This is a genomic window from Ignavibacteriales bacterium, from assembly GCA_016709155.1.
Taxonomy (GTDB): Bacteria; Bacteroidota; Ignavibacteria; order Ignavibacteriales; family Ignavibacteriaceae; genus JADJEI01.
On sequence record JADJEI010000001.1, the window covers coordinates 442,987 to 465,818 of the forward strand.

The window sequence follows — 22,832 nt, forward strand, 5'->3', positions numbered from 1 at the left end:
AATAATTGGCTAAATATGATGGAAACAAAAAAGGAAATACTAAGAGACGCTATCGCTTTTCAACAAAACTCTATCGTAAGCCGGCAAATAATTAAAAAGCCAAACGGCAATGTTACTTTATTTGCTTTCGATAAAGATGAGTCTCTTAGTGAACATACATCGCCCTTCGAAGCATTAGTTAGTATTGTTGAAGGTAGTATGAAAATAACCATCGGTGGAAATCCATTTACAGTGGAGGAGGGGGAAATACTTCTCCTTCCTCCTGATATTCCACACGGTTTAATTGCCCTGCAAAAAACAAAAATGCTCCTGACGATGATTAAATAATCTGAAGGAAATTAAAAATGAACTCGCTCTCAAAAAAAATATTGCTGTTTGCTTCGCTTATGCTTGTGCTGACATATTTTTTCCCCTTGTGGAATATAAATCTCGAAGCTCCGCAGTATCCTGAAGGAATTGGCTTAAGAATTTGGTTAGATCAAATAACCGGATTAAAAGAAAATGATTTACAAAATATTAACGGCTTAAATCACTACATCGGTATGGCAAAAATAAATCCCGATGATATTCCTGAATTAAAAATTATGCCGTATGCAATCGGATTTATGATTTTGTTCGGTTTGTTTAATGCACTTAAGGGAAATAATAAATCTGTCATTGCGTGGCTAATATTATTCATAATTCTTGGAGTGATCGGTCTGTATGATTTTTATATGTGGGAATATAATTATGGACATAATCTTGATCTAACAGCCCCAATAAAAGTTCCGGGAATGACTTATCAAACCCCCATTATTAGGCTCGAAACAACTGCTGAACATAACCGCCATTTCGCTTCCGGCTATGTCGGCTTATATTATTTTTGCTTCTATTATTTTTACTGTGATTGCTTTGTTCATTAATTCAAAAAATATAAAACAGGCGGGGGCAGTAAAGTGAAGATAAGATTCTTTATCTCTGCTTTCCTGTTGATGTTTATAATCCAAGGCTGCTCGCCTGAAATTGAACCGATAAATTATGGAAAGGATGCCTGCGAATATTGTAAGATGAACATCACAGACAATAAATTTGCCGCCGAAATTGTTTCAATGAAAAGTAAAGTTTATAAGTTTGATTCCATTGAATGCCTATTCGCTTTTGAATATGAAAAGATGATTGATAAAAATGAAATTCATTCCGAATGGGTTTGCGACTTTTCTGATCCAGGAAAGTTGATTGAATTGCGGAAAGCATTTTACTTGCACAATGATGATTTAAGAAGTCCGATGGGACTGAATGTGCTTTGTCTTTCCTCAAAAGAAAAATTGGAAGAGATCAAAAATAGTAACGGTGGAACTGAACTTACCTTTACAGAATTAAAAACACTCGCTGAAGAAGATTTATAAAATGAATTGCAATGCCCCTTCATAAAAAAATATTGCTTATCTTTTTAATTACTTTTGGTTTAACAAATTTTTCCCTCCCCCAAACTCATATTTACGTCGAAAAAAATTCTACGATCAATTCCATCGGAAAGGCTCTCTCATTAGCTAAGGATGGCGACGAAATAATTGTTAAAAGTGGTATTTACTATGAGTCCGGCATTGTAATTAATAAATCAATAAAATTGACAGGTAAAGATCTGCCTGTAATTTCAGGCGATAAAAAAAATGAAATTTTTACTATTACCAGCGACAACGTTACCATCACAGGATTCACGATTAAAAATGCCGGTGTAAATTATTTAAAGGAAAATGCAGCAATCCGTTTAAGCAATGTTCGAAATTGTAGGATTGAAAAAAATATATTCGTGAATAATTTTTTTGGAATCTATTTATCAAAGTCCTCGAACATCCTGATTAAAAATAATAAGATATCTTCAAATGGAAAATCCGAAACAAGTTCGGGAAATGGCATCCATTTGTGGTACAGCGAATCTGTTTCAATCATCGGGAATGAGATCGAAGGGCATCGTGACGGAATTTATTTTGAGTTCTCAAAACATTGTTTCGTTAAAAATAATTACAGCAAAAAAAATCTGCGGTATGGATTGCATTTCATGTTCTCCGATAGCTGCAGTTATATTGAAAATACTTTTGAGAATAACGGCGCCGGTGTAGCTGTGATGTACACAAAAAATATTTCAATGCTTGGTAATCGGTTTATCAACAATTGGGGAGCAGCTTCTTTTGGTGTTTTATTAAAAGATTTGACTGATTGTCTTATTGCGAAAAATATTTTTGACAAAAATACAAACGGTTTGTATCTCGAAGGGTGCAGCAGAATAACAATTGAGCATAATGATTTTATTCAGAATGGGTGGGCTTTGAAGTTAATGGCAAATTCGCAGGATAATTTTTTCTTTGAAAATAATTTTATCGCCAATTCATTTGATGTACTTACGAATAGCTCACAAAATTTTAATTTGTTCAAAAGGAATTATTGGAGCAATTATAACGGTTACGATCTGGACAAAAATGGAATTGGCGATGAGCCTTATCGCCCTGTAAAAATGTTCTCCGTACTTGTCGAGCGTCAACAGGCTGCATTGATTCTTGTCCACAGCCTTTTCATTGATCTGCTTGATATTGCAGAAAGTGTTGTGCCATCATTAACCCCGATTGACTTAGCTGACAAACAACCACTGATGAAGCAAAGATCATGATCACTATTTCGAATCTAATCAAATCGTATAACAACCTCGAAGTGTTAAAAGGAATCAATGCCGAAATATCTAAAGGCAAAGTTACAGCAGTTGTAGGTCCCAATGGATCCGGAAAAACTACGATCATTAAAATTATTCTTGGACTTGTAAAACCCGATTTTGGAGATGTTGCAATCAATAGGGAAAAAATCAACGGAGATTATCATTACAAAAGCAACATTGGTTATATGCCGCAGATTGCAAGCTATCCTGAAAACCTCACTGTTGTTGAAGTAATTAATATGGTCAAAGATTTCAGGAATTGTAAAGATAATCCTGAGGAAAAATTAATTACCGAGTTTGGTTTAAATGGCGAACTGAATAAAGCAATCAGAACTCTTTCTGGTGGTAATAAACAAAAACTTAGCGCAGTAATTGCACTGATGTTCAATCCGGGTATTTTAATTTTTGATGAACCAACTGCCGGGCTTGATCCAATTGCAAGCAGCAGATTTAAAGAGATTGTGCTTGCAAAAAAAAGGGAGGGTAAGTCAATTATTCTAACTTCTCATATAATGAGTGAAATTGAAGAGCTTGCTGATGAAATTATTTTTCTGCTCGACGGCAAAATTTATTATCAAGGCTCTGTACTGAATTTACTTTTGGAAAAAGGTGAGACTCGACTTGAAAAAGCTGTTGCTGGAATTTTACAGGAAAGTGCATCATGGAATTAGTATTTAAAATTTTGAAGTTTGAATTCAATAATGTTTTCAGAAGTAAATGGATAATATTCTTTTTCGCATTTTTCTTCATGACATCCTATGCGTTATTTTCTTTCGAGAATAACACACAAAAAGCTTTGCTCAGCTTGTTTAACCTCACTGCTTATCTTGTTCCTCTAATCAGTTTAATTTTCGGGACAATGTATTTCTACAATTCAAAAGAATATATTGAAATGATCTTGTGTCAACCGATTAAAAGAAGCTCCTTGTTCATTGGATTATTCCTTGGCACTACTCTCCCCCTTTCTATTGGATTTATTTCAGGCGTCCTGATTCCATTTATTATGTTTTCAGATTTCAAGAGCGGTATTGGTTTGTTATCGCTTCTCCTGCTGATTGGAATGCTGCTCACTTTTAATTCAATTGCAGTTGCTTTTTTCATTTCGATAAAACTTACTGATAAAGTAAAAGGATTAAGTCTCTCAATATTTTTCTGGCTCGTAACAGCAATATTATTTGACGGGTTTCTGCTTTTGATTGCTTACTTATTGGAGGATTATCCTGTAGAAAAATTTATGCTCGGATTAATACTAATTAATCCAATTGATCTCTCGAGAACTTTATTTATTCTTAATTTTGATATCTCTGCTTTGATGGGTTACACAGGTGCACTATTCAAAAGTTTTTTCGGCAGCTCACTTGGAACAATCGTTTCTTTTACGTCATTGTTACTCTGGATAATAATACCCACCTTATTAGGACTTCGAAGTTTCAATAAAAAAGATTTTTAAAACAACTATCGCAGCAAAATCATTTTCTTAGACTCCGAATAATTGCCTGCCCTAAGTGTGTAAAAATAAATACCGCTTGCTAATTGAAAATTACTTGTCGTAGATTGAAAATCAACTTCATATCTTCCTGCAGGTCTGTATTCATTAACCAACGTGGCTATTTCATTACCAAGCACATCATAAATCTTTAACGTTTGCCAACTGCCCATTGAGGACTGCCAACTGATTTTCGTACTCGGGTTAAAAGGATTGGGATAATTCTGAAACAAAATAAAATCAAGCGGTGAATAATTTTCTGCAACTTCAACCGTTGAATCAATGTCAGCTTTATATTTTAAAATGATACCTCTGTGATCGTATGTGGAATCATAATCGTAATCACCATTATCGCCGACAGCAAAACCGTGAAGTGAGTCTGTAAACACTACATCGTACACGGTAAAAGTATCAACAGTTCCAGTTGTAATCCATGTTTTACCTGAATCATTCGAGAAAATAAATTGCTCTTGTGGTCCCAAAGTTCCCCACCCTTCATAATCAGTTCTAAATGAAAGACCGGTACAGACGCCAAAAAATCCCGGCTCAGTGTAAGTCCAATTTTCTCCACCATCGGTAGTTCTTGCAATGCCGGTTCCAAATTCAAAATCACCGCCAACACCAACGATGGTCGCCGAATCTATAAATTCTAACTCCCTCAGTGGTTCTGGTCCCATAGGAATAGCAAGCCAGGTTTTACCGGAATCTTTAGTGCTCCAAATTACTCCGACTAAATCATGTGCACCTCCTGATGCAAATCCATATTGAGGAGAAAAAAAAATAAAACTTGTAACAGGTAATGTGGAATAAAGACTGCTGTCAAATCGCGGAATATTCCAGGTTAGCCCGCCGTCAGTAGTTCCAAAAAATGTTGAAGGATTTCCACTCCCACCAACCCATCCATTTAAAGAATCAATAAAATAAACCGTTTGTAAAAAAGCATTTTCTACAGGAAAAACTTCTGTCTGCCACAAATTGCCGCCATTAGTTGTTTTATGGAGATAGCTCCCGTAAGGATCTGAAAGTTTTGAAGAGACTGCCCATCCGAGACTGTCATTCAGAAAAAATATTGACCGAATTGTCTCAAGCACACCAAGATCTTGCTGTTGCCAATCTGCCCCTCCATTAGTCGTTTGAAGAACTACACCTGAATCTCCGGCTGCCCAGCAAGTAAGGCTATCAACACAGAAAAGTGAATTCAATTGTACAGTAGTCGGGCTTGAATTATAAACCCATTTGCCCTGGCTAAATGTATTAGTCATTGGAATAACTAAAATTAGAAGTAAGAATACTATTAAATTTTTTTTCATCTTGGTATTAACTGTATGTAATCTCTTAAAATCTTTTAATAAATATACTACAAATTAAAATATCAGAACTAACAAACACAAATTATGATTTAACTCCACTAACAATCCCTCTTAAAGAACGCATTTTTTTTTGTTGAAACTATTCATTTATTCTTTTAATTCTTCAAGTAAGCTTTATCAAACACGAAGGATTATTATCTCCGTCGTATAATAATCTTCATAGTCAATCAATATCAACTAATTATTCGATTTATATCTGACTCATGAGCTTTTTTATATTTAAAATAAATATCTTTTTTTATAATTTATTATTAAGTTGTACCGCATCATGTAATTAAATTTTTTTCCCATACATAAAAATTTTTTTTTAATTAATCATCAATCATCTCAACAACAAGAAAGGCTATCGAATGACAAAGTATAACTCTACTCTTCGAAGCGCAGTTTCCCTTTTTGTTCTTCTTTTTGTTTTCTCTTTTTCTGCTGCAATGGGTCAGTCATTAATTTCATTTCCTTCTGAAATTAAATCACCCGTTGCAATGTCAGTATCAGTTCCGCTAAGAGATTTACCTCCAGACGCCATACCATTCAATTCACCATGGTTGGACGGAATAATCCCAGTTCGCGAAACAAGCACTAATCAAATCTTCGGATATACCGAGGATGGAGTATTGCAGGATTTTAATGGGCAATTCAATCCGGCAGACATCACAGTAAACTTTGATGGTGTTAGTGCACAAGGTTACGCACCCCCTGATCCAAGCGGTGATGTTGGACCTAATCACTATGTTCAAATGGTGAACGTTCGCTATCAGGTTTGGAACAAGTCCGGTGTCTCACTACTCGGACCATTAAACATTAATACTATTTGGAGCGGCTTACCAGGTCCCTGGTCAGGCTCAAATGACGGAGATCCAATAGTGCTTTATGATGAGACCGCCGATAGATGGCTGCTAACACAATTTGCACTGCCAAATTATCCTTCCGCCCCCTTCTATCAGATGATAGCGGTTTCTACAACGGGCGACCCTACCGGTTCATATTACCTTTACGCTTATGAATTTTCTTCAATGCCGGACTATCCTAAATTCGGCGTTTGGGGCGACGGCTATTATATGTCAGCTAATCGTTTCGCTTCAGGATCAGGACAATATCAAGGTACTTTAGCTGCTGCTTTTGATAGAACAAAAATGTTAGCCGGCTTACCTGCAACGATGATACTTTTTAATAATGGAACAAGCACCGGTTCATTACTTCCATCAGATTGTGATGGTACATTACCTCCAGACGGAACTCCAAATTATTTTATTGAAGCTTACGGCGGTTCAGGCGGTACAAATCATCTTGAAGTATTTCAGTTTCATGCTGATTGGGTTACCCCTGGTAATTCTACCTTTACAGGACCAACCTTAATTTCTGTTACTTCATACAGCCAACCCGGAAGAGCTCCTCAATTAGGAACTACTACTACTCTGGATATGCTGTCTGACAGAATGATGAACCGCTTGCAATACAGAAACTTCGGCGATCATGAATCAATGGTTGCTTGTCTTTCAGTTAATGCAGGTTCCGGACGTGCCGGAATGAGGTGGTGGGAACTGCGCGATACGGGCGCCGGTTGGAATTTATACCAGGAAGGCACTTACGCTCCTGCCGATGATGTTTACAGATGGATGGGTAGTATTGCAATGGATGGTAACGGCAATATTGGCTTAGGCTATTCCGCATCAAGTTCTTTGATTCATCCTCAGATTAGATATACTGGAAGATTAGACGGTGATCCACTTGGCGTTATGACAGTTACAGAGGGAACTATTATTGCGGGTAATGGCTCCCAAACAGGTTTGACCAGGTGGGGTGATTACAGTCAGATAGGTGTTGATCCTAATGACAATTCTTTCTGGTACACCAATATGTACATCCCCTCTAACGGACAATTCAACTGGAAATCAAGAATTGCCGGATTTACTTTTGGTGCAGGCTGCGATGTTGGCTATCCTTCTAACCCATCCCCTTCGGATGGCACTACAGAAGTATCAATTAACCTCGCACAATTAACATGGCAGAATGGTGTGAACACAAATACTAATGAACTTTACTTCGGTACAAATGCTTCAAGTTTGCCTTTAGTACAATCGGGTGCTCTATCAACAAGCTGGAATATTACCTCCCTGCCATTAGAGTATAACACTAATTACTATTGGTATGTTAAAGAGATTGGCGATACTTGCAGTGTTTCAGGACCAATTTATAGCTTCAAAACAGAACCCGATCCAGGATTGGATCTTTCCTTCTCCGATAATTTTGATACATACACTGCAGGTCAGATGTTAGCTTGTCAAAATCCTGTTGATTGGACAACCTGGTCAGAAGACCCTTGCAATGTAACTGAGGATTCTAAAATTTCAAATGCACAATCTTTCAGCGCACCTAATTCATTTGTTGTTGTACAAAACAATGATGAAGTTCATCCAATGGGTGATTTAACTTATGGAAAATATTCAATCAGTTTCCGCATGTATTTAGCCACTGGGAAAAATGGTTATTTCAATACGCTATCCGGTTTCACAGGCGGTGCATACGAATGGGCAATGGAATGTTACTTCAACGCGGGTGGTCAAGGCAGCTTAAATGCCGGCGGAACAGGTGTTGCTGCTTTTACATTCCCTTACAACTATATGGAATCTTGTTGAATTAATTGTTGATCTTGATACTGATTTAGCCGAATTCAAATTTAACGACGTTTCAATTCATACCTGGGCATGGACAGCCGGTGCTACTGGTTCAGGTGGTCAATTGCAATTAGCCGGAAACGATTTCTTTGGTGCAACGGCACAGGATCAAATGTATGTTGACGATTATACATTCGTTGATCTGAACGCAGTTCCTGTTGAACTAACATCCTTCAATGCTAATGCTTTTGAAGATAATGTTGAACTTAGCTGGATAACTGCTACTGAAATCAACAACCAGATGTTTGAGATTGAAAGAAAATCTGCTGATGGTCAGTTCAGAACTATAGGTTATATGAATGGTCATGGAACTACTACCGAACAGCAGACATATTCTTATGTTGATCAAAAATTAGTTTCTGGTAAATACATTTATAGATTAAAGCAAATTGATTTCGACGGCAGATTTGAATATTCAAATGAAGTTGAAGTTGAAGTTTTAGGACCTGTTGAGTACTCACTCGATCAGAATTATCCTAATCCTTTCAATCCATCAACATCAATAAAATATTCTGTTGCTCAGGACGGATTTGTTACTCTTGATGTATTTAACTTACTCGGTGAAAAAGTTGCATCACTTATTAACAGTAATGTTAAGGCAGGTAGATACGAACTTACTTTTGACGCAAGTCAACTTGCAAGCGGTATCTATGTTTATAAAATTGTTGCCGGCAATTTCACTTCCAGCAAAAAGATGATTTTATTGAAGTAACATTCAATAAGATTTACTCCTAATGAAAAAGGCAGTCTTTACAGGCTGCCTTTTTTATTTAGTCGATCTTTATTTGTCATTTCCATGAAAACGGGACTCCGATACAGACTTGATTGAGACAACTCTTATGGAATGAGTGAAAAAAATATAGCAGCATACGAATCATTTATTTTTTGTCTACTTGTCCAAATGCATTTGATTCTTTACAAACTTTCCGTTTCAAATTTTATAATGGTTTAATTAATTTGCATTCAGTCGGGATTGAAATCAAAGGAAGCACCGAGCTTTGAATAATCATACTTAATTCTTCCAATAACCGTTTTTTCACAAAGTGTTGATGCACTATCAACCCAATAGAACGAATTGGGACAGGAAACGCCAATGACTTCAGCCGATCTTTGTCTTCTTTCTGCAAATCAATAGTAGCCATATAAGGCAAAAGCGTAATTCCTTTATATGACTTGGTAAATCGTATCAAGCTATCAATGGAACCCGCTCTAAATTCAAAGTTGGTTAAATTTTCAGAATATTTTTTTGATAAATTACAAATTTTTCTTACCTGTGTTCGCAAACAGTGACCCTCTTCCAAAAGTATGAGATGGCTATAATCCATATTTGTTAAATTTATATGTGATTTATCGTGCCGATCATTAAAGCAATCAAATAACATAAATTGTTCATTGTATAAAATATATTCTTTTAACTCCGGGTCTTCCAAAGGTATTGCCGCAATTCCGATATCCAAACTTCTGTTTTTCAGAGACTTCTGAATATCAAGAGTTGTCATTTCCTGTACAACAATCTTTACTTTAGAAAATTTATTTACAAACTCTGATAAAAATAATGGTAACAAATACGGAGCTACAGTTGGTATTATTCCAATTTTAAATTCGCCTGTTATTTCTCCTTTCAACTCTTGCACCTTATTTTCCAAAGTCCTGATTTCTTTAGTAATAACCTGGAGATGCTTAATTATTTCTTCCCCTTCTTTTGTAATTAATACAGGTTTAGTTTTTCTATCAAAAATTTTTATCCCTATCTCTTCCTCAAATTTCAAAATCATAGTACTCAAGGTTGATTGAGTAATAAAGCATTTCGATGCTGCCTTTTCAAAATGCTTTGATTCGGCTACTGCAAGTATATATTGTAATTGTTGTAAATTCATAGATCTAAAATACAATGAACATCTACAATATCAATCCTTCTATCTATAATATAGTTTTTATAAATAGTAAAAGCAGTATATTTTTTGCTGTAAGTAATTTAAAATAAATGAAAGGGATAAGAAATGAGCGAATCAAACGAAAGCAAATGTCCATATCACAACGGTCAAAATGATATGAAGACCTCTGGCGGCACTTCCAATAAAGATTGGTGGCCCAATAGATTAAACTTAAATATTCTTCGTCAACATTCTTCTTTATCCACCCCAATGGATGATGGTTTTAATTATGCCGAAGAGTTTAAAAAACTAGATTTGAAAGCAATTAAAAAGGACATTTTTGATTTAATGACAACTTCGCAAGATTGGTGGCCCGCCGATTATGGTCATTATGGTCCTTTGTTCATACGTATGGCTTGGCATAGTGCAGGAACATATCGCATTTCAGACGGTCGTGGCGGGGCTTCGAGAGGTAATCAGCGGTTTGCACCTGTAAATAGCTGGCCCGATAATGCCAACCTTGATAAAGCACGTTTCTTGCTTTGGCCTATTAAAAAGAAGTACGGTAAAAAAATCTCCTGGGCAGATTTGATTATCCTTGCAGGTAACTGTGCATTAGAATCAATGGGCTTTAAAACTTTTGGATTTGCGGGCGGACGCGAAGATATTTGGGAACCTGAAGAAGATACTAATTGGGGAATTGAAAAGGAATGGCTTGGAGATAAACGTTATTCCGGTGAACGCGAATTAGATAATCCTTTAGCTGCCGTGCAAATGGGATTAATCTATGTAAACCCACAGGGACCTAACGGAGAACCAAATGTTCTTGCATCAGCTAAAGACATTCGTGAAACTTTTGCGCGTATGGCTATGAATGATGAGGAGACAGTAGCTCTTGTTGCCGGCGGACATACTTTTGGAAAATGTCACGGCGCAGGCGATGCCGCACTTGTTGGTCCGGAACCAGAAGCAGCTAATATTGAAGAACAAGGTTTGGGCTGGAAAAGTACTTTCGGTTCCGGCAAAGGTGGGGATACTATTACCAGTGGAATTGAAGGCGCCTGGACACCCACCCCAACAAAATGGGACAACAGCTACTTTGAAACTTTATTCGGTTATGAATGGAATTTACAAAAAAGTCCTGCAGGTGCCTGGCAATGGGTAGCCGTAGGTGCTAAAGCCGCCACTCTTGTTCCTGATGCACACGATCCAAATAAACGCCACGCTCCAATGATGACCACTGCCGACCTTGCTTTAAGAATGGATCCTATTTACGAACCAATCTCAAGACGTTTTCTTGAAAACCCGGATCAGTTTGCAACCGCATTCGCGAAAGCCTGGTATAAATTAACTCATCGAGATATGGGTCCACGTTCTCGTTGCTTAGGGCCTGAAGTTCCTCAAGAAGAATTGATATGGCAAGACCCTATTCCAGCACCTGCCAATAAATTAATCAATGAAAAAGATATCGCGGCATTAAAAAGTAAAATTTTAAATTCGGGTTTAAGTGTATCTCAATTAGTCTCTACGGCTTGGGCTTCAGCTTCTACTTTTAGAGGATCAGATAGACGGGGGGGTGCGAATGGTGCTCGTATTCGTTTTGCTCCTCAAATCAATTGGGAGGTAAACAACCCTAAAGAATTGAAGATAGTCTTAAAAAAATTGGAAGCCATTCAAAACGAATTTAATAGTTCACCGTCCTCAGGCAAGGCAGTTTCTATGGCAGATTTAATCGTTCTTGGAGGCTGTGCTGCAATTGAAAAAGCAGCTAAAGATGCCGGACAAAATATAACTGTTCCTTTTACTCCAGGTAGAGGCGACGCAGCTTTAGAACAAACTGATGTAAATTCATTTGCTGTTCTTGAACCAATAGCAGATGCATTCCGTAATTACTCAAAAGAAAATACTGGAGTTTGTGCTGAACATCTGTTGATTGATAAAGCCCAACTACTTACTCTCTCGGCTCCGGAAATGACCGTACTTGTGGGAGGAATGAGAGCACTGAAAACTAACTTTGACGGCTCTAAACAAGGTCTGTTTACAGAACACCCTGAAACTCTGTCGAATGATTTCTTTGTAAACTTACTGGACTCTGGTATAACTTGGAAGGCAGCATCCGAAGAGGGTAAATTTTTTGAAGGTTATGATCGTAAAACAGGAAAGCAAAAAATGGACAGCCACACGTGTAGATCTTATTTTTGGTTCGAGCTCTGAACTAAGAGCAATAGCCGAAGTTTATGCAAGCTCAGACAGCAAAGAAAAATTTGTAAAAGATTTCGTAGCTGCCTGGAATAAAGTAATGAACCTTGACCGATTTGATTTGGCATAATAAAATCTTTATTCAAATTATGGACTACTCTAACTTGTAAGTAAAAATACAATAGGCTGTCTTAAAAACACAAATTTGAGGCAGCCTTTTTTATTATCAGTGTTAATTCGATCAATTAAATCCTCGTCTGCTCCTATGGGATTCTATTCTTTGCCTCTTCTTCATTCAGGCAAAATTTATTAATTGTAATATTTTTTTATAATACCGTAACTTTTACAAGCGCATTTGTAACTTTTTTACCGATGCAGATTTTCAAATTTATTTTTTCTTTGTTTTTAGCAAAATTTTCGGGGGGGGTCACTGACATAATTATTGCTTGTAAATAATTCGTTATCTTGAAATTATGGAGTGCAATTTTGGTTACGGGTATTTCCCGCCGTTTAATTTTCACTCCTTATTTTTCTTAAATGTGTTTTTTAATGGAGGCGCTTATATGGTTCGCTTGCTCAGTTATTTAACTTTTGCTCTATTTCTTCTCATTACTTCACTCTCCTGCGATAGCAGTGAGCCTCCTCCTATCGTTCCGCCGCCGCCGCCTCCCCCGGACTACCGTAAGATTACTCTTGCTGTTGAAGATGTGAGCTATACTGAAGCCTGGATAAATATTAAAACTGACAGTATAAACTTTCCTGCAAGTATCACTCTACTTAAAAACACTAATGAGGAAAAATTTGTTTTGCTTAACAGCGACACAACCGTTTATGTTGACTCTCTGCAGCCAAATGTGAATTATACTTTTCAGGCTGTGCTGACAGGGGACACCATAAAAAGTGATACAGTAAAAGCAAAAACATTAGAACCAACAAGCCACAATTTTACGTGGGAGAGTTGGGAGTTTGGCACACACAGCAGCAGTGCACTTTATGATGTTGCCATAATAGACGAGAACAACATCTGGGCAGTTGGTGAGATTTATATGAACGACTCTTTGGGTAATCCTGACTCCAAAAGATATAATTCCGCAATTTGGAACGGTAATGAATGGGATGTGAAAAGAATACCCTATAATTATCAGGGAACGGAATTTATTCATCCAATTCAATCTGTCTTTGCATTTAGCGCAAATGATATTTGGTATTTAATGATAATGAGATTTCATTGGGGGAGGAAGACAAATTATTATGCCAGGACAATTCAAATCAAACTCTTTGGCGCCATTATCATGATGAACAAAATCTGGGGAACAAGCAGCGAGGATTTATATGTAGTGGGCAACGCAGGCAACATAGCACATTACGAAAACGGATTGTGGACAGAAATAGAAAGCGGAACAGATTTAGACTTAACAGATATTTATGGAGACAGTGAAGGTAACCTTTATGCTGCAGGAGTAAACATAGCAGAAATAAAGGGAGTGGTAGTTAAAGGAGACCAAAGCGGCAACTGGAGTGTTATGATTGAAGGAGATATAATAGATGAGAGTGAGCTGTTCGATAAGCTTTATGGATCACTCACTTCAATCTGGGCAGATGATAACAACACAATCTATACCGGAGGCAACCTGCTTTATCAATTCAAGGGCAATCAATGGGATTATGTGAGGAGCTTACCAGAGAACTTTCTCGGAGGTAACCCAGGCACATTTTACAGAGGATTCATTAATTCGATACGAGGAAATTTATCAAATGATTGGATAATCGCTGGGGACAGAAACACATTAAAACATTTTAACGGTGTTGACTGGGCTCAGCTTGGATTGCCTTATGACCCAGGCAGTGGTATTAAATGGAGCAGAATTGAAATCAAGAGTGATATAGCGGTAGCGGTAGGTGATGAAGGAATTAAAGCTAAGATAATGTTATTAAAACGATAATATTTTTATCAAGAATTGAGCTTAATTGATTATTTAATCATTTATAAAAAAAAACGAGGACAAAAATGAAACATATTTTACCAACACTATTTATAGTTCTTTTTATGATGCTTTTGTACGGATTGACATTAGAAACTGAAGCTCAATCTCAATGTCCACAAATGACTGATGTATTAGATCATGCCTGGCAAAAAAGTGGCACATCTCACATCCCAGTAAAAGTCGGAAGCGGAGATGAATTTGGAATAGTACACGATTCTCCATTTTTTGTTAAAGTAGATAATTATCCACCCATAGCAGCATTCCCAATTTATGTTGCTAGTAACTGCACCCAAGATTTGGTTTGGTATATGGCGTTTGACACTGAGCACATCGCTAATGAAGGCCCAATTCCATATATCATTTATAATCATGTGGACTACCCAAAATGGGTTAATAAATATCACGATGTTTGGACGTTTGACGAAAACGGTGAAGGCTGGCATGTACAAATACAACCGCCTTCAAGTACAGTATATATTGGCGATGGAGGTGCAGATTTTGTAATGAACTTTGATGGTTCTGAGTCTGATATTTTTTCTACCGGGGAATGGAGCGATTTTGTTACGGAACCGGAAATTTATTCTCCTGATGTTTTTGAAGTTTTCATAGAAGGTCCTGAAGCAATTGAACTAAATAACACTGCAACTTACACAGCAAATGTTTTTGGAGGCGTTGCGAAGGCATACCAATTTAACTGGAGATGGCATGAAGTAGATTCTGAGACTTGGTATAGTCAGGTATCCGGTCCCAATGATTATTTTTTTATAGATATACCCGGTATTTCCGATTTATATTTTTATTTTTATGGTAGTGCAGAATATGGTGATGATTATCAGGTAGGTTTCACCATGTCAAGTTCAAATGATATTGAATTGATAGTTGATGTAGTGGACTACAATAATAATAGTGTTTCTAAAAGCATAATTATCCATCCAGGGAAAGAAGTTACATTTTCCAATGATATCGAAAACACTGAAGATTATGGTAGGTTAATTCTAGATGAAAATAAAGAAAATTTTTTGGTTTCAGGAGAAACCATTGCTTTAACTCTTGATGATCAAAATGATCGTGTCATCAGAACCAATGAACTTCCCTTCATTATTGATTTTCAATTAACAAGTAAAACGGAAAAACATAAGTTCTGGGAGTTAGGTAGCCCCGCAGCTACAGATGATGTACTTAATCACTCTTTCGCGGTAGATTTGAATACTCCCTCAACTCTTAGTTCAAACTTCACTTCAACCGAACCAGCCAATATCAAAAACCTATTAGAAGGCATAGCCATCAGCGGCGGGCAAGTTCAACTTAGGGACCCCTGGTTCTACTACAAAGATCAGAATGATAACTGGTTCCAATCAGACATATTCAAATTTTATAACTCACCATTCTATATTTTCAATACAACCATAAATACTTATGGCGGCATCTTCTTAGATCAAAGCGGTCCACCATTATGGAACCCGCCCTACTACTCCGTAAAAGTAGATGAAGAACAAACCATTCCAATAAACGGAGTTAACCATAAATTTTATTTTATGAACTGGACAGGGACAGACGTGCAATTTGAGGATGCAAACAGTAACGAAACAGGTGTAGTTTTTGGTACTGCCAATGCTTCAGCGCAAGCCGTGCTTAAAGGCACGCAGCTTTCAGATTACATTTACACTTACTCGCAAAACGGGCAGAGAAAATTTATTAGAACTCCGGATGGTTATCTGCACACTTTTTATGCAAGTATGGAGGGGGTTTGGTATGAGCGCAGTACAGATACCGGGCAAAACTGGGAATTGCTTCATTCTGAATATCCCCCGATTAATAATGTGGTATTCAAAAACCCTTCAATGTCATTTTACAATGCTCCTGTTGTTCACGAAGTATTGGCTTACGCAGTTGATTACCTCGACCCGCTTGAGCCAAATAAAAATGATGTTGTTTGTATAAGAAACTTTGTTGATGGCGTCACCTCTCAATACGCAGCCGAGATATCAACCACTGATCCATTAAATTCGACTTATGTTTATTCCAACCCGGTAGTTGCTTGTGCCCAAAATGGAAACACCTTGGTTGTTTGGCAAACTATAAAAGACGGAGTCGGGAAAAAATTACAATATGCATACGGTTATTGGAACTCTAATGGAGTCTGGCAGCTTTACGACACGGGTAATATTTCTAACTCTGCTTTAGGTTCTTATAACCCAACACTATGTGCTTCACTCACTGCTGATCCTATAACGTTTCATTTAGCCTGGAATGAAGGAAACGATGTTTACTATGAAAAGTTAACTTCAGGCTCATTCAACCAACTTGTGACTTCAACTAAACAATTGGTTTCAAGTGGAAGCGGTTATCTGTACAATTTCAAACCTTCAATAATTGAATTCAATGACATTCCGAAGATTAGCTGGATTGGTTCAAGATATATGGAACAACAGAATCAAAGCACCCTTGAATATAAAACTATCCTAAAACATCTTGATAACAATACGTATAACAGATTTGGTCATCATATAAACTCCGTAAGTCTTGAACGGAATGAACATTCAAATTATGTGCTGGGATGGAGCCAATTTGATTCACGCTCGAATAAATTTGTAACCAGCGAAAATAATTTGTCTCAAATATTTAATTTCGGAATTACAGGTGATTATCTAAAAATAGGTAACGGCAATGATCTGGATAATATGTATGGAATGATCTACGATGCCGGATCATTACCATATAAATTTACTCAATCAAATTCGATTAATGATATTATGAACCCGATGAATAAAATTACATCACTTTCAATAAACACAGGCAGGGAAGGGGTTGTCTATATTGATACAGCACAATTCTATTTTGCAATTGGCGATATTGTGATTGATAATCAAACAATAGATTTTGTTGAAATACCGGATTCTGTAACTATTGAAAGCAAAGAAATTCTAAATCAATATTTCACAAGTAATTCTTTTCAAGTAACGGATAATTCCCCCTTTTATTATACAGTTCAATACGGTACAACAGATTCTCTAACCGCATATAACTTGCTGGGTGAAAATGAGTATATCAATTTCAAAGTTGAATTGATTGACGATGTTACCGATGAAATAATCGGGCAGTTTGATGATGTTGTTTTCAGTAAAACAAATCTTGAACTGTATGATAATATTTCATATCGGGTAAATACTGAGGGAATAGGAAACAGAACAGTCAGATTGAAACTTGTAACTGACAACAATTTTAACCCTGAATATTCCATTTCTCAAATGCTATCAGACGAAAATGTTTTAGGAAAACAAATTCCAACCGAAATAATTTACAAAGGTAGTTTAAAGGTTGACTTGTACGAACTTTCCCAAAACTACCCCAACCCTTTCAATCCTTCAACAACAATTAAATATCAAATTCCTAATGCCGGAAACGTAACTCTAAAAGTTTTCGACATCCTCGGAAGAGAAGTAACTACACTTGTTGATGAATTTAAGAATGAAGGCAGGTATGAAGTAAACTTCAACGCAAGCAAACTTGCAAGCGGAGTTTATATCTACTCAATAAAATCAAATGATTTTACTGCTTCAAAAAAACTTTTGCTTTTGAAATAATTTTTCCTTCCTATTTCCTCCCCTTTTATAAAGGGGAGGATTAAGGAGGGGTTCAAATAACTAACAATCAACCAAACACAAATGGAGGCACCCAATGGCTTCAACTTCTGAAACAGGTCACGCAAAAAACACAGCTAACTTTGAAGACCTTATTTCCTTCTGCACCGGTTACGGCGCAAGCTACAACCCCAACAAAGCATCAATTAAACTGCCCGCTCTAAATACGCTCTTCACAAACGCCAAAAACTCACTCGATACCCTTACCGCTGCAACACCTGCCTATACCAATGCGGTAAACGCCCGTGAAATTGCCTTCGAGCCACTCAGCAGGCTCGTAACTCGCATTATCAACTCACTTGACTCCAGCGATGTGCCTGCACAAACAGTCGCAGATGCTAAATCCTACGCAAGAAAAATTCAAGGCAAGCGTGCAAAACCAAAACAGCAGGACGATCCCAACACCCCCGAAGACGAAAGCCAGAACAGCATCTCTGCTTCGCAAATGAGTTATGACAATCGTATTTTCAATTTCAACAAACTCATACAACTATTAGCCGCACAACCGGCTTATGCTCCAAACGAAGTTGACCTGACTACCGTTTCACTAACTGCACTATACACCTCCCTTAACACTCTAAACACAACAGTAGTAAATACATTCACACCAATCAGCAACGCCCGCATTGCAAGAGACACAATACTCTACACCCAAACCACTGGATTAGTTGACATAGCAGCAGACGTGAAAAAATACGTAAAAAGTGTTTTCGGAGCCACAAGCCCGCAATACAAACAAATCAGCGGCATCAAATTCAAAAGACCAAAATCATAAAAAACGATTGCTAAAAATCCAGCCATCCAATTAAAACGAGGCTGTCTCAAAAGTCTAATTTTGTCAGTCTGAACTTGTCGAAAACTGGCTTTATGTAGTGAATTCACACTTCGACGGGCTCAGTGTGACAGTAAAAATTACTGTTGAGACAGCCTCGTTAGATTTAATCCGGCAAACAGGAAAATTCACCCGGAAAGAAGAAAAATACTCCCGCCGAAATGAAAACATCACCCGCCAGAAAGAAAATCCTACCCGCCGAAAGGAAAATGTCATCCGCTGAAAGAAAAATATCATCCGCCAAAAAGAAAATGATACCCGCCAATTGGTAAAATACGTCCGCTAAAAGGAAAAATACACCCACCAAAGTCGAAATCAAACCCATCGGAAGGAAAATATCACACGCCAAAAGCTAAAACACTTCACTTTTTACGAAAGTCAAACCTTCTAAAATAATCACAAGTTGAAAAAAATGATTTTATTTTAAGTTTTAGTAGCAGCTTTAGACACAATTAAAGAAGCTCTAACCCGTTCTTTCTATTTTATAAATTTCATCACCGCATCTGCACAATTTTTTCCATCAATTGCAGAAGAAACAATTCCTCCGGCATAACCTGCACCCTCCCCGCAGGGAAATAATCCTTCAATCTCAATGTGCATAAATGTTTCTTTGTCCCTCGGAATTCTGATTGGAGAACTTGTCCTCGTTTCGGCAGCAATGAGTTGTGCTTCTTCAGTGTAATAACCTTTCATTTTTTTATCGAAGATCAGCAACGCTTTTGATAATCCTTGCACTATAAATTCTGGCAGCGCTTCGTGAAGCGGTGCAGAAATTACTCCCGGAATGTAAGATGTTCCAGGCAGATTTGCAGATATTTTATTATTAATGAAATCTGTTACCCGCTGTGCTGGTGCAGTTTGTGTACCACCCCCAAGTTTAAAAGCAAGCTGCTCAATTTCCATTTGCAGATTTAGCCCTGAAAATGGAAAATGATTCTCATATTTCTTCCAGTCTTTTTCACCGACTGAAACAACAATTCCAGAATTCGCAAACGGTGAGTCACGCCGTGAAAGCGACATACCGTTGACAACAATTTCACTCGGAGCAGTTGCAGCAGGAACAACAATTCCGCCCGGGCACATACAAAATGAATACACTCCCCTACCATTTACGTCACAAGTTGTGTTATAACTTGCTGCAGGTAAATTTTCACTTCTGATGTTTGAATGATACATAATTTCATCTATCAAAGGCTGGGGGTGCTCAATTCGAACTCCCATCGCAAAAGGTTTTGGTTCAATCTTAATATTTTTTTTGTGAAGAAGATAATAAATATCTCTTGCAGAATGCCCCGTTGCAAGAATAACAGCATCACCCGAAAACACTTCGCTATCATTCGCAACAACACCAATAATTCTTTTTTCTTTTAAAATAAAATCAGTAACACGCGAATTGAAATGAACCTCACCGCCGCAATTGATAATTGTATCTCTTACAGTCTGAACTATTTTCGGGAGATTATTAGAACCGATATGTGGATGAGCATCAACCAAAATATCCTGCGAGGCTCCGTGCTGCACAAGAATATTCAAAATCTTTTTAATATCACCACGCTTTGTAGATCGTGTATAAAGTTTGCCGTCGCTGTAAGTACCCGCTCCCCCTTCTCCAAAGCAATAATTAGAATCGGGATTAACAATATGATCCTGCTGAATAGCTTTTAAGTCTCGTCTTCTTGATTGGACATCTTTACCTCGTTCAAAAATTATAGGTTTAATTCCAAGTTCAATAAGACGAAGAGCGGCAAACATTCCTCCGGGACCGGAACCGACAATAATTATTCTCTTATTTCCTTTTACAGGTTTATAAAGGATATTTCTTTCAACTATCTGCGGCTGTTCGTTGATATAAACATCACACAATAATTTAAAAACGGGCTGATATCTTCTTGCATCAATTGACCTGCGCAGGGGGATGATGGATGTAACATCGCTTGTTTCAATTTTTAACTCCCTGCCAGCCGCCGACTTAATTGCCATTAAGTCATTTATTTTATCAGGAGAAATTATAAGTTCAATTTGTTTTTTCATTTTACCTTGTCCTCTATTTAGGAGGAATTAAAAATAATTAAAGCATTGATTTAGTAGCGCCGCCATCAACTTGAATTGTTGTGCCGGTTAAATAACTTGCTTGTTTAGAAGCAAGAAAAGCCACAAGTGAAGCTATTTCATCCGGAGTTCCGAGGCGATTCATAGGATTTTGCTTTGCCATTTCAACAAGAATTTCTTCATGAGATTTTCCTGAATCTTTTGCACGAACTACTGCAAGTTCGTACAAGCGATGGGTCAAAGTCATTCCCGGGGCAACATTATTGACCGTAATATTATGGCGTGCTACTTCATTACTAAGCGTCTTAGCAAAGCCGATCAAACCGCTTCGCAATGAATTTGAAAGCATTAGTTTTTCAACCGGCTGTTTTACAGAAATCGAAGTGATGTTGACTATCCTCCCCCATTCACTTTTAATCATTGAAGGAAGAACGAACCTGGAAAATCTAACAGCACTCATCAAAACCTGATTATAGGCATCTTCCCAATCGCTCTCATTCAGTTCATCGAAAAACCCGGGTACAGGTCCACCGCAATTGTTTATTAATATTTCAATCGGTCCGAGTTTCTCGGTAACGGTTTTAACAGTGCTCTCAATATCTTTAGGATTATTTAATTCACAGACAAGCCAGAATGGTTCTTTACCGAATTTATTTTTCATCTCAGTGCAAGTTTGTTCTAACTTTTCTTTTGAACGTGAACAGATTGCAACATTGCATCCTTCAGCCATTAATGCTGCTGCAGCAGCTCTACCTATACCTTGACTTGCGGCGGTTACCAGAGCAGTTTTATTTTGAATACCATAATCCATAATCACCTTCTAAGATCAAAAGAATTTTATTTTATTTCTGAAACAATCTTTGCTGTATCAAGCGCAATCACAAGTTCCTCATTCGTGGGAATGCGTAGAACTTTAACACGTGAATTATCAGTTGAAATCACCTCCCTTTTTTCCTCATTCTTCAGTTCATCTATTTCAATTCCAAGGAATTCAAGATCTTTGCAGACTTCGGCACGCACTTCGGGGGAGTTCTCGCCAATACCACCGGTAAACACAAATGCATCGAGCCCTCCCATTGCCGCAGCATAGGCACCAAGGTATTTTTTAATTTTATAGCAAAAAATATCAAAGGCATATTTAGACCGCTTCTGGTCATCCTTCATTGCCGCAAGAATTTCCCGCATATCGCTGCTCTCGCCGCTTATTCCAATTAATCCACTGTGTTTATTCAGAAGGGTACCAGCTTCACTAAGCGTTAAACCTTCTTTGCTCATTATGTAAAGGATCAGGGAAGGATCGAGATCACCGCTTCTTGTTCCCATGAGCAATCCCTCAAGGGGGGTGAAGCCCATTGTGGTATCAATTGATTTGCCGTGGTGAACTGCAGACATACTGCAGCCATTGCCAAGATGGGCAGTCACAATTTTCAAATCTTCTATTGGTTTTGCAAGGATTCGAGCAGCCATTTGCGAAACATACAAGTGGGAAGTTCCGTGAAATCCATAACGTCTGATTTTATATTTTTTATAAAGTTCATACGGAATTCCGTAGAGGTAGGCTTTCGGCGGCATTTTAACATGGAATGCTGTATCAAATACACCCACTTGCGGTGTATCGGGGAGAGTTCTGCTTACCGCCTGTATTCCTTTTATGTTAGCTGGATTGTGGAGCGGCGCTAACTCAATATTATCGTGAAGTACTTTCATAACTTCATCATTAATCAAAACCGAATCTGAAAATGTCTCACCCCCATGAACAACACGATGCCCAACTGCTTCTATGTCGGACTTCTGCTCAATAACACCGTGATTCTTACTAAGCATTACACCTAAAACGTATTCAACGGCAATTGTGTGGTCAAGAATTTCACCAACGATTTTAATTTCATCGTCATTATATCTTTTGTGTGATAGCACTGCACCCGTCATTCCGATTCTATCTACTAATCCCTTCGCTAAAGCAATTTTTTGTTCCGTATCTATAAATTGATACTTAATTGAAGAACTACCGCAGTTTAAAACTAAGATTTTCATTTTT

16 protein-coding genes and 2 pseudogenes are annotated in these 22,832 nt (G+C 37.5%); 13 read left to right on the forward strand and 5 right to left on the reverse strand.

Annotation, left to right across the window (positions count from 1 at the left end):
- The first annotated feature begins 18 nt into the window (after window positions 1-18).
- From IPH11_02260 to IPH11_02285, 6 genes and pseudogenes are all read left to right on the forward strand, one after another.
- Window positions 19-327 carry a cupin domain-containing protein gene (locus IPH11_02260; protein ID MBK6912541.1) on the forward strand — a complete coding sequence of 103 codons (309 nt, stop codon included), beginning with the start codon at window positions 19-21 and terminating at the stop codon, window positions 325-327.
- A 17-nt stretch (window positions 328-344) separates the two neighbouring features.
- Window positions 345-939: pseudogene (locus IPH11_02265) on the forward strand (hypothetical protein).
- Window positions 936-1,385, forward strand: a complete 450-nt coding sequence (locus IPH11_02270) for a nitrous oxide reductase accessory protein NosL (protein MBK6912542.1) — start codon at window positions 936-938, stop codon at window positions 1,383-1,385. Before IPH11_02265 ends, IPH11_02270 begins: the two are co-directional and overlap by 4 nt.
- A gap of 11 nt (window positions 1,386-1,396) precedes the next feature.
- Window positions 1,397-2,644, forward strand: a complete 1,248-nt coding sequence (locus IPH11_02275) for a nitrous oxide reductase family maturation protein NosD (GenBank protein MBK6912543.1) — start codon at window positions 1,397-1,399, stop codon at window positions 2,642-2,644.
- Window positions 2,641-3,357 (forward strand): ABC transporter ATP-binding protein, encoded by a 717-nt coding sequence (locus tag IPH11_02280; GenBank protein ID MBK6912544.1) that lies wholly within the window; start codon window positions 2,641-2,643, stop codon window positions 3,355-3,357. The genes IPH11_02275 and IPH11_02280 overlap by 4 nt, the downstream gene beginning before the upstream one ends.
- On the forward strand, window positions 3,348-4,136 hold the full coding sequence (locus IPH11_02285; protein ID MBK6912545.1) for an ABC transporter permease subunit: 789 nt from the start codon (window positions 3,348-3,350) through the stop codon (window positions 4,134-4,136). Before IPH11_02280 ends, IPH11_02285 begins: the two co-directional genes overlap by 10 nt.
- Window positions 4,137-4,141: 5 nt before the next feature.
- On the opposite strand, the gene IPH11_02290 is transcribed toward IPH11_02285, so the two are convergent.
- Complete coding sequence (locus tag IPH11_02290; protein MBK6912546.1) at window positions 4,142-5,434, reverse strand: T9SS type A sorting domain-containing protein; 1,293 nt, start codon at window positions 5,432-5,434, stop codon at window positions 4,142-4,144.
- Between the two features lie 458 nt (window positions 5,435-5,892).
- Between IPH11_02290 and IPH11_02295 the strand changes: the two genes are divergently transcribed.
- Together IPH11_02295 and IPH11_02300 are read left to right on the forward strand one after the other, a co-directional pair.
- A complete protein-coding gene (locus IPH11_02295; protein MBK6912547.1) occupies window positions 5,893-8,175 on the forward strand; it encodes a hypothetical protein in 2,283 nt (760 codons plus the stop codon).
- Window positions 8,114-8,926, forward strand: coding sequence for a T9SS type A sorting domain-containing protein (locus IPH11_02300; protein ID MBK6912548.1), 813 nt, complete (start codon window positions 8,114-8,116; stop codon window positions 8,924-8,926). The genes IPH11_02295 and IPH11_02300 overlap by 62 nt, the downstream gene beginning before the upstream one ends.
- Window positions 8,927-9,152: 226 nt before the next feature.
- Here the strand turns inward: IPH11_02300 and IPH11_02305 are convergent, their stop codons facing one another.
- Complete coding sequence (locus tag IPH11_02305) at window positions 9,153-10,091, reverse strand: LysR family transcriptional regulator (protein MBK6912549.1); 939 nt, start codon at window positions 10,089-10,091, stop codon at window positions 9,153-9,155.
- Window positions 10,092-10,214: 123 nt separating this feature from the next.
- On the opposite strand from IPH11_02305, the pseudogene katG reads away from it, so the two are divergent.
- The 5 genes and pseudogenes from katG to IPH11_02330 all read left to right on the forward strand — a co-directional run bounded on the left by katG (window position 10,215) and on the right by IPH11_02330 (window position 18,968).
- A pseudogene (gene katG / locus IPH11_02310) lies at window positions 10,215-12,417 on the forward strand (catalase/peroxidase HPI).
- Window positions 12,418-12,850: 433 nt separating this feature from the next.
- The gene (locus IPH11_02315; protein MBK6912550.1) at window positions 12,851-14,230 is read left to right on the forward strand and encodes a glucosyl transferase; all 1,380 of its coding nucleotides are present in this window, start codon (window positions 12,851-12,853) and stop codon (window positions 14,228-14,230) included.
- A 65-nt stretch (window positions 14,231-14,295) separates the two neighbouring features.
- Entirely contained in the window at window positions 14,296-17,856 is a 3,561-nt protein-coding gene (locus IPH11_02320) for a T9SS type A sorting domain-containing protein (protein MBK6912551.1), read from the forward strand.
- Between the two features lie 94 nt (window positions 17,857-17,950).
- Window positions 17,951-18,688 carry a hypothetical protein gene (locus IPH11_02325; protein MBK6912552.1) on the forward strand — a complete coding sequence of 246 codons (738 nt, stop codon included), beginning with the start codon at window positions 17,951-17,953 and terminating at the stop codon, window positions 18,686-18,688.
- 124 nt (window positions 18,689-18,812) lie between these two features.
- Window positions 18,813-18,968 (forward strand): hypothetical protein, encoded by a 156-nt coding sequence (locus IPH11_02330; protein ID MBK6912553.1) that lies wholly within the window; start codon window positions 18,813-18,815, stop codon window positions 18,966-18,968.
- 254 nt (window positions 18,969-19,222) lie between these two features.
- Here the strand turns inward: IPH11_02330 and IPH11_02335 are convergent, their stop codons facing one another.
- The 3 genes from IPH11_02335 to IPH11_02345 are packed head-to-tail and all read right to left on the reverse strand — an operon-like array spanning window position 19,223 to window position 22,828.
- Window positions 19,223-20,776 (reverse strand): FAD-binding protein, encoded by a 1,554-nt coding sequence (locus IPH11_02335; protein MBK6912554.1) that lies wholly within the window; start codon window positions 20,774-20,776, stop codon window positions 19,223-19,225.
- A gap of 37 nt (window positions 20,777-20,813) precedes the next feature.
- Window positions 20,814-21,605, reverse strand: coding sequence for an SDR family oxidoreductase (locus IPH11_02340; GenBank protein ID MBK6912555.1), 792 nt, complete (start codon window positions 21,603-21,605; stop codon window positions 20,814-20,816).
- Window positions 21,606-21,631: 26 nt separating this feature from the next.
- Window positions 21,632-22,828 (reverse strand): acetate kinase, encoded by a 1,197-nt coding sequence (locus tag IPH11_02345; GenBank protein ID MBK6912556.1) that lies wholly within the window; start codon window positions 22,826-22,828, stop codon window positions 21,632-21,634.
- Window positions 22,829-22,832 lie beyond the last annotated feature (4 nt).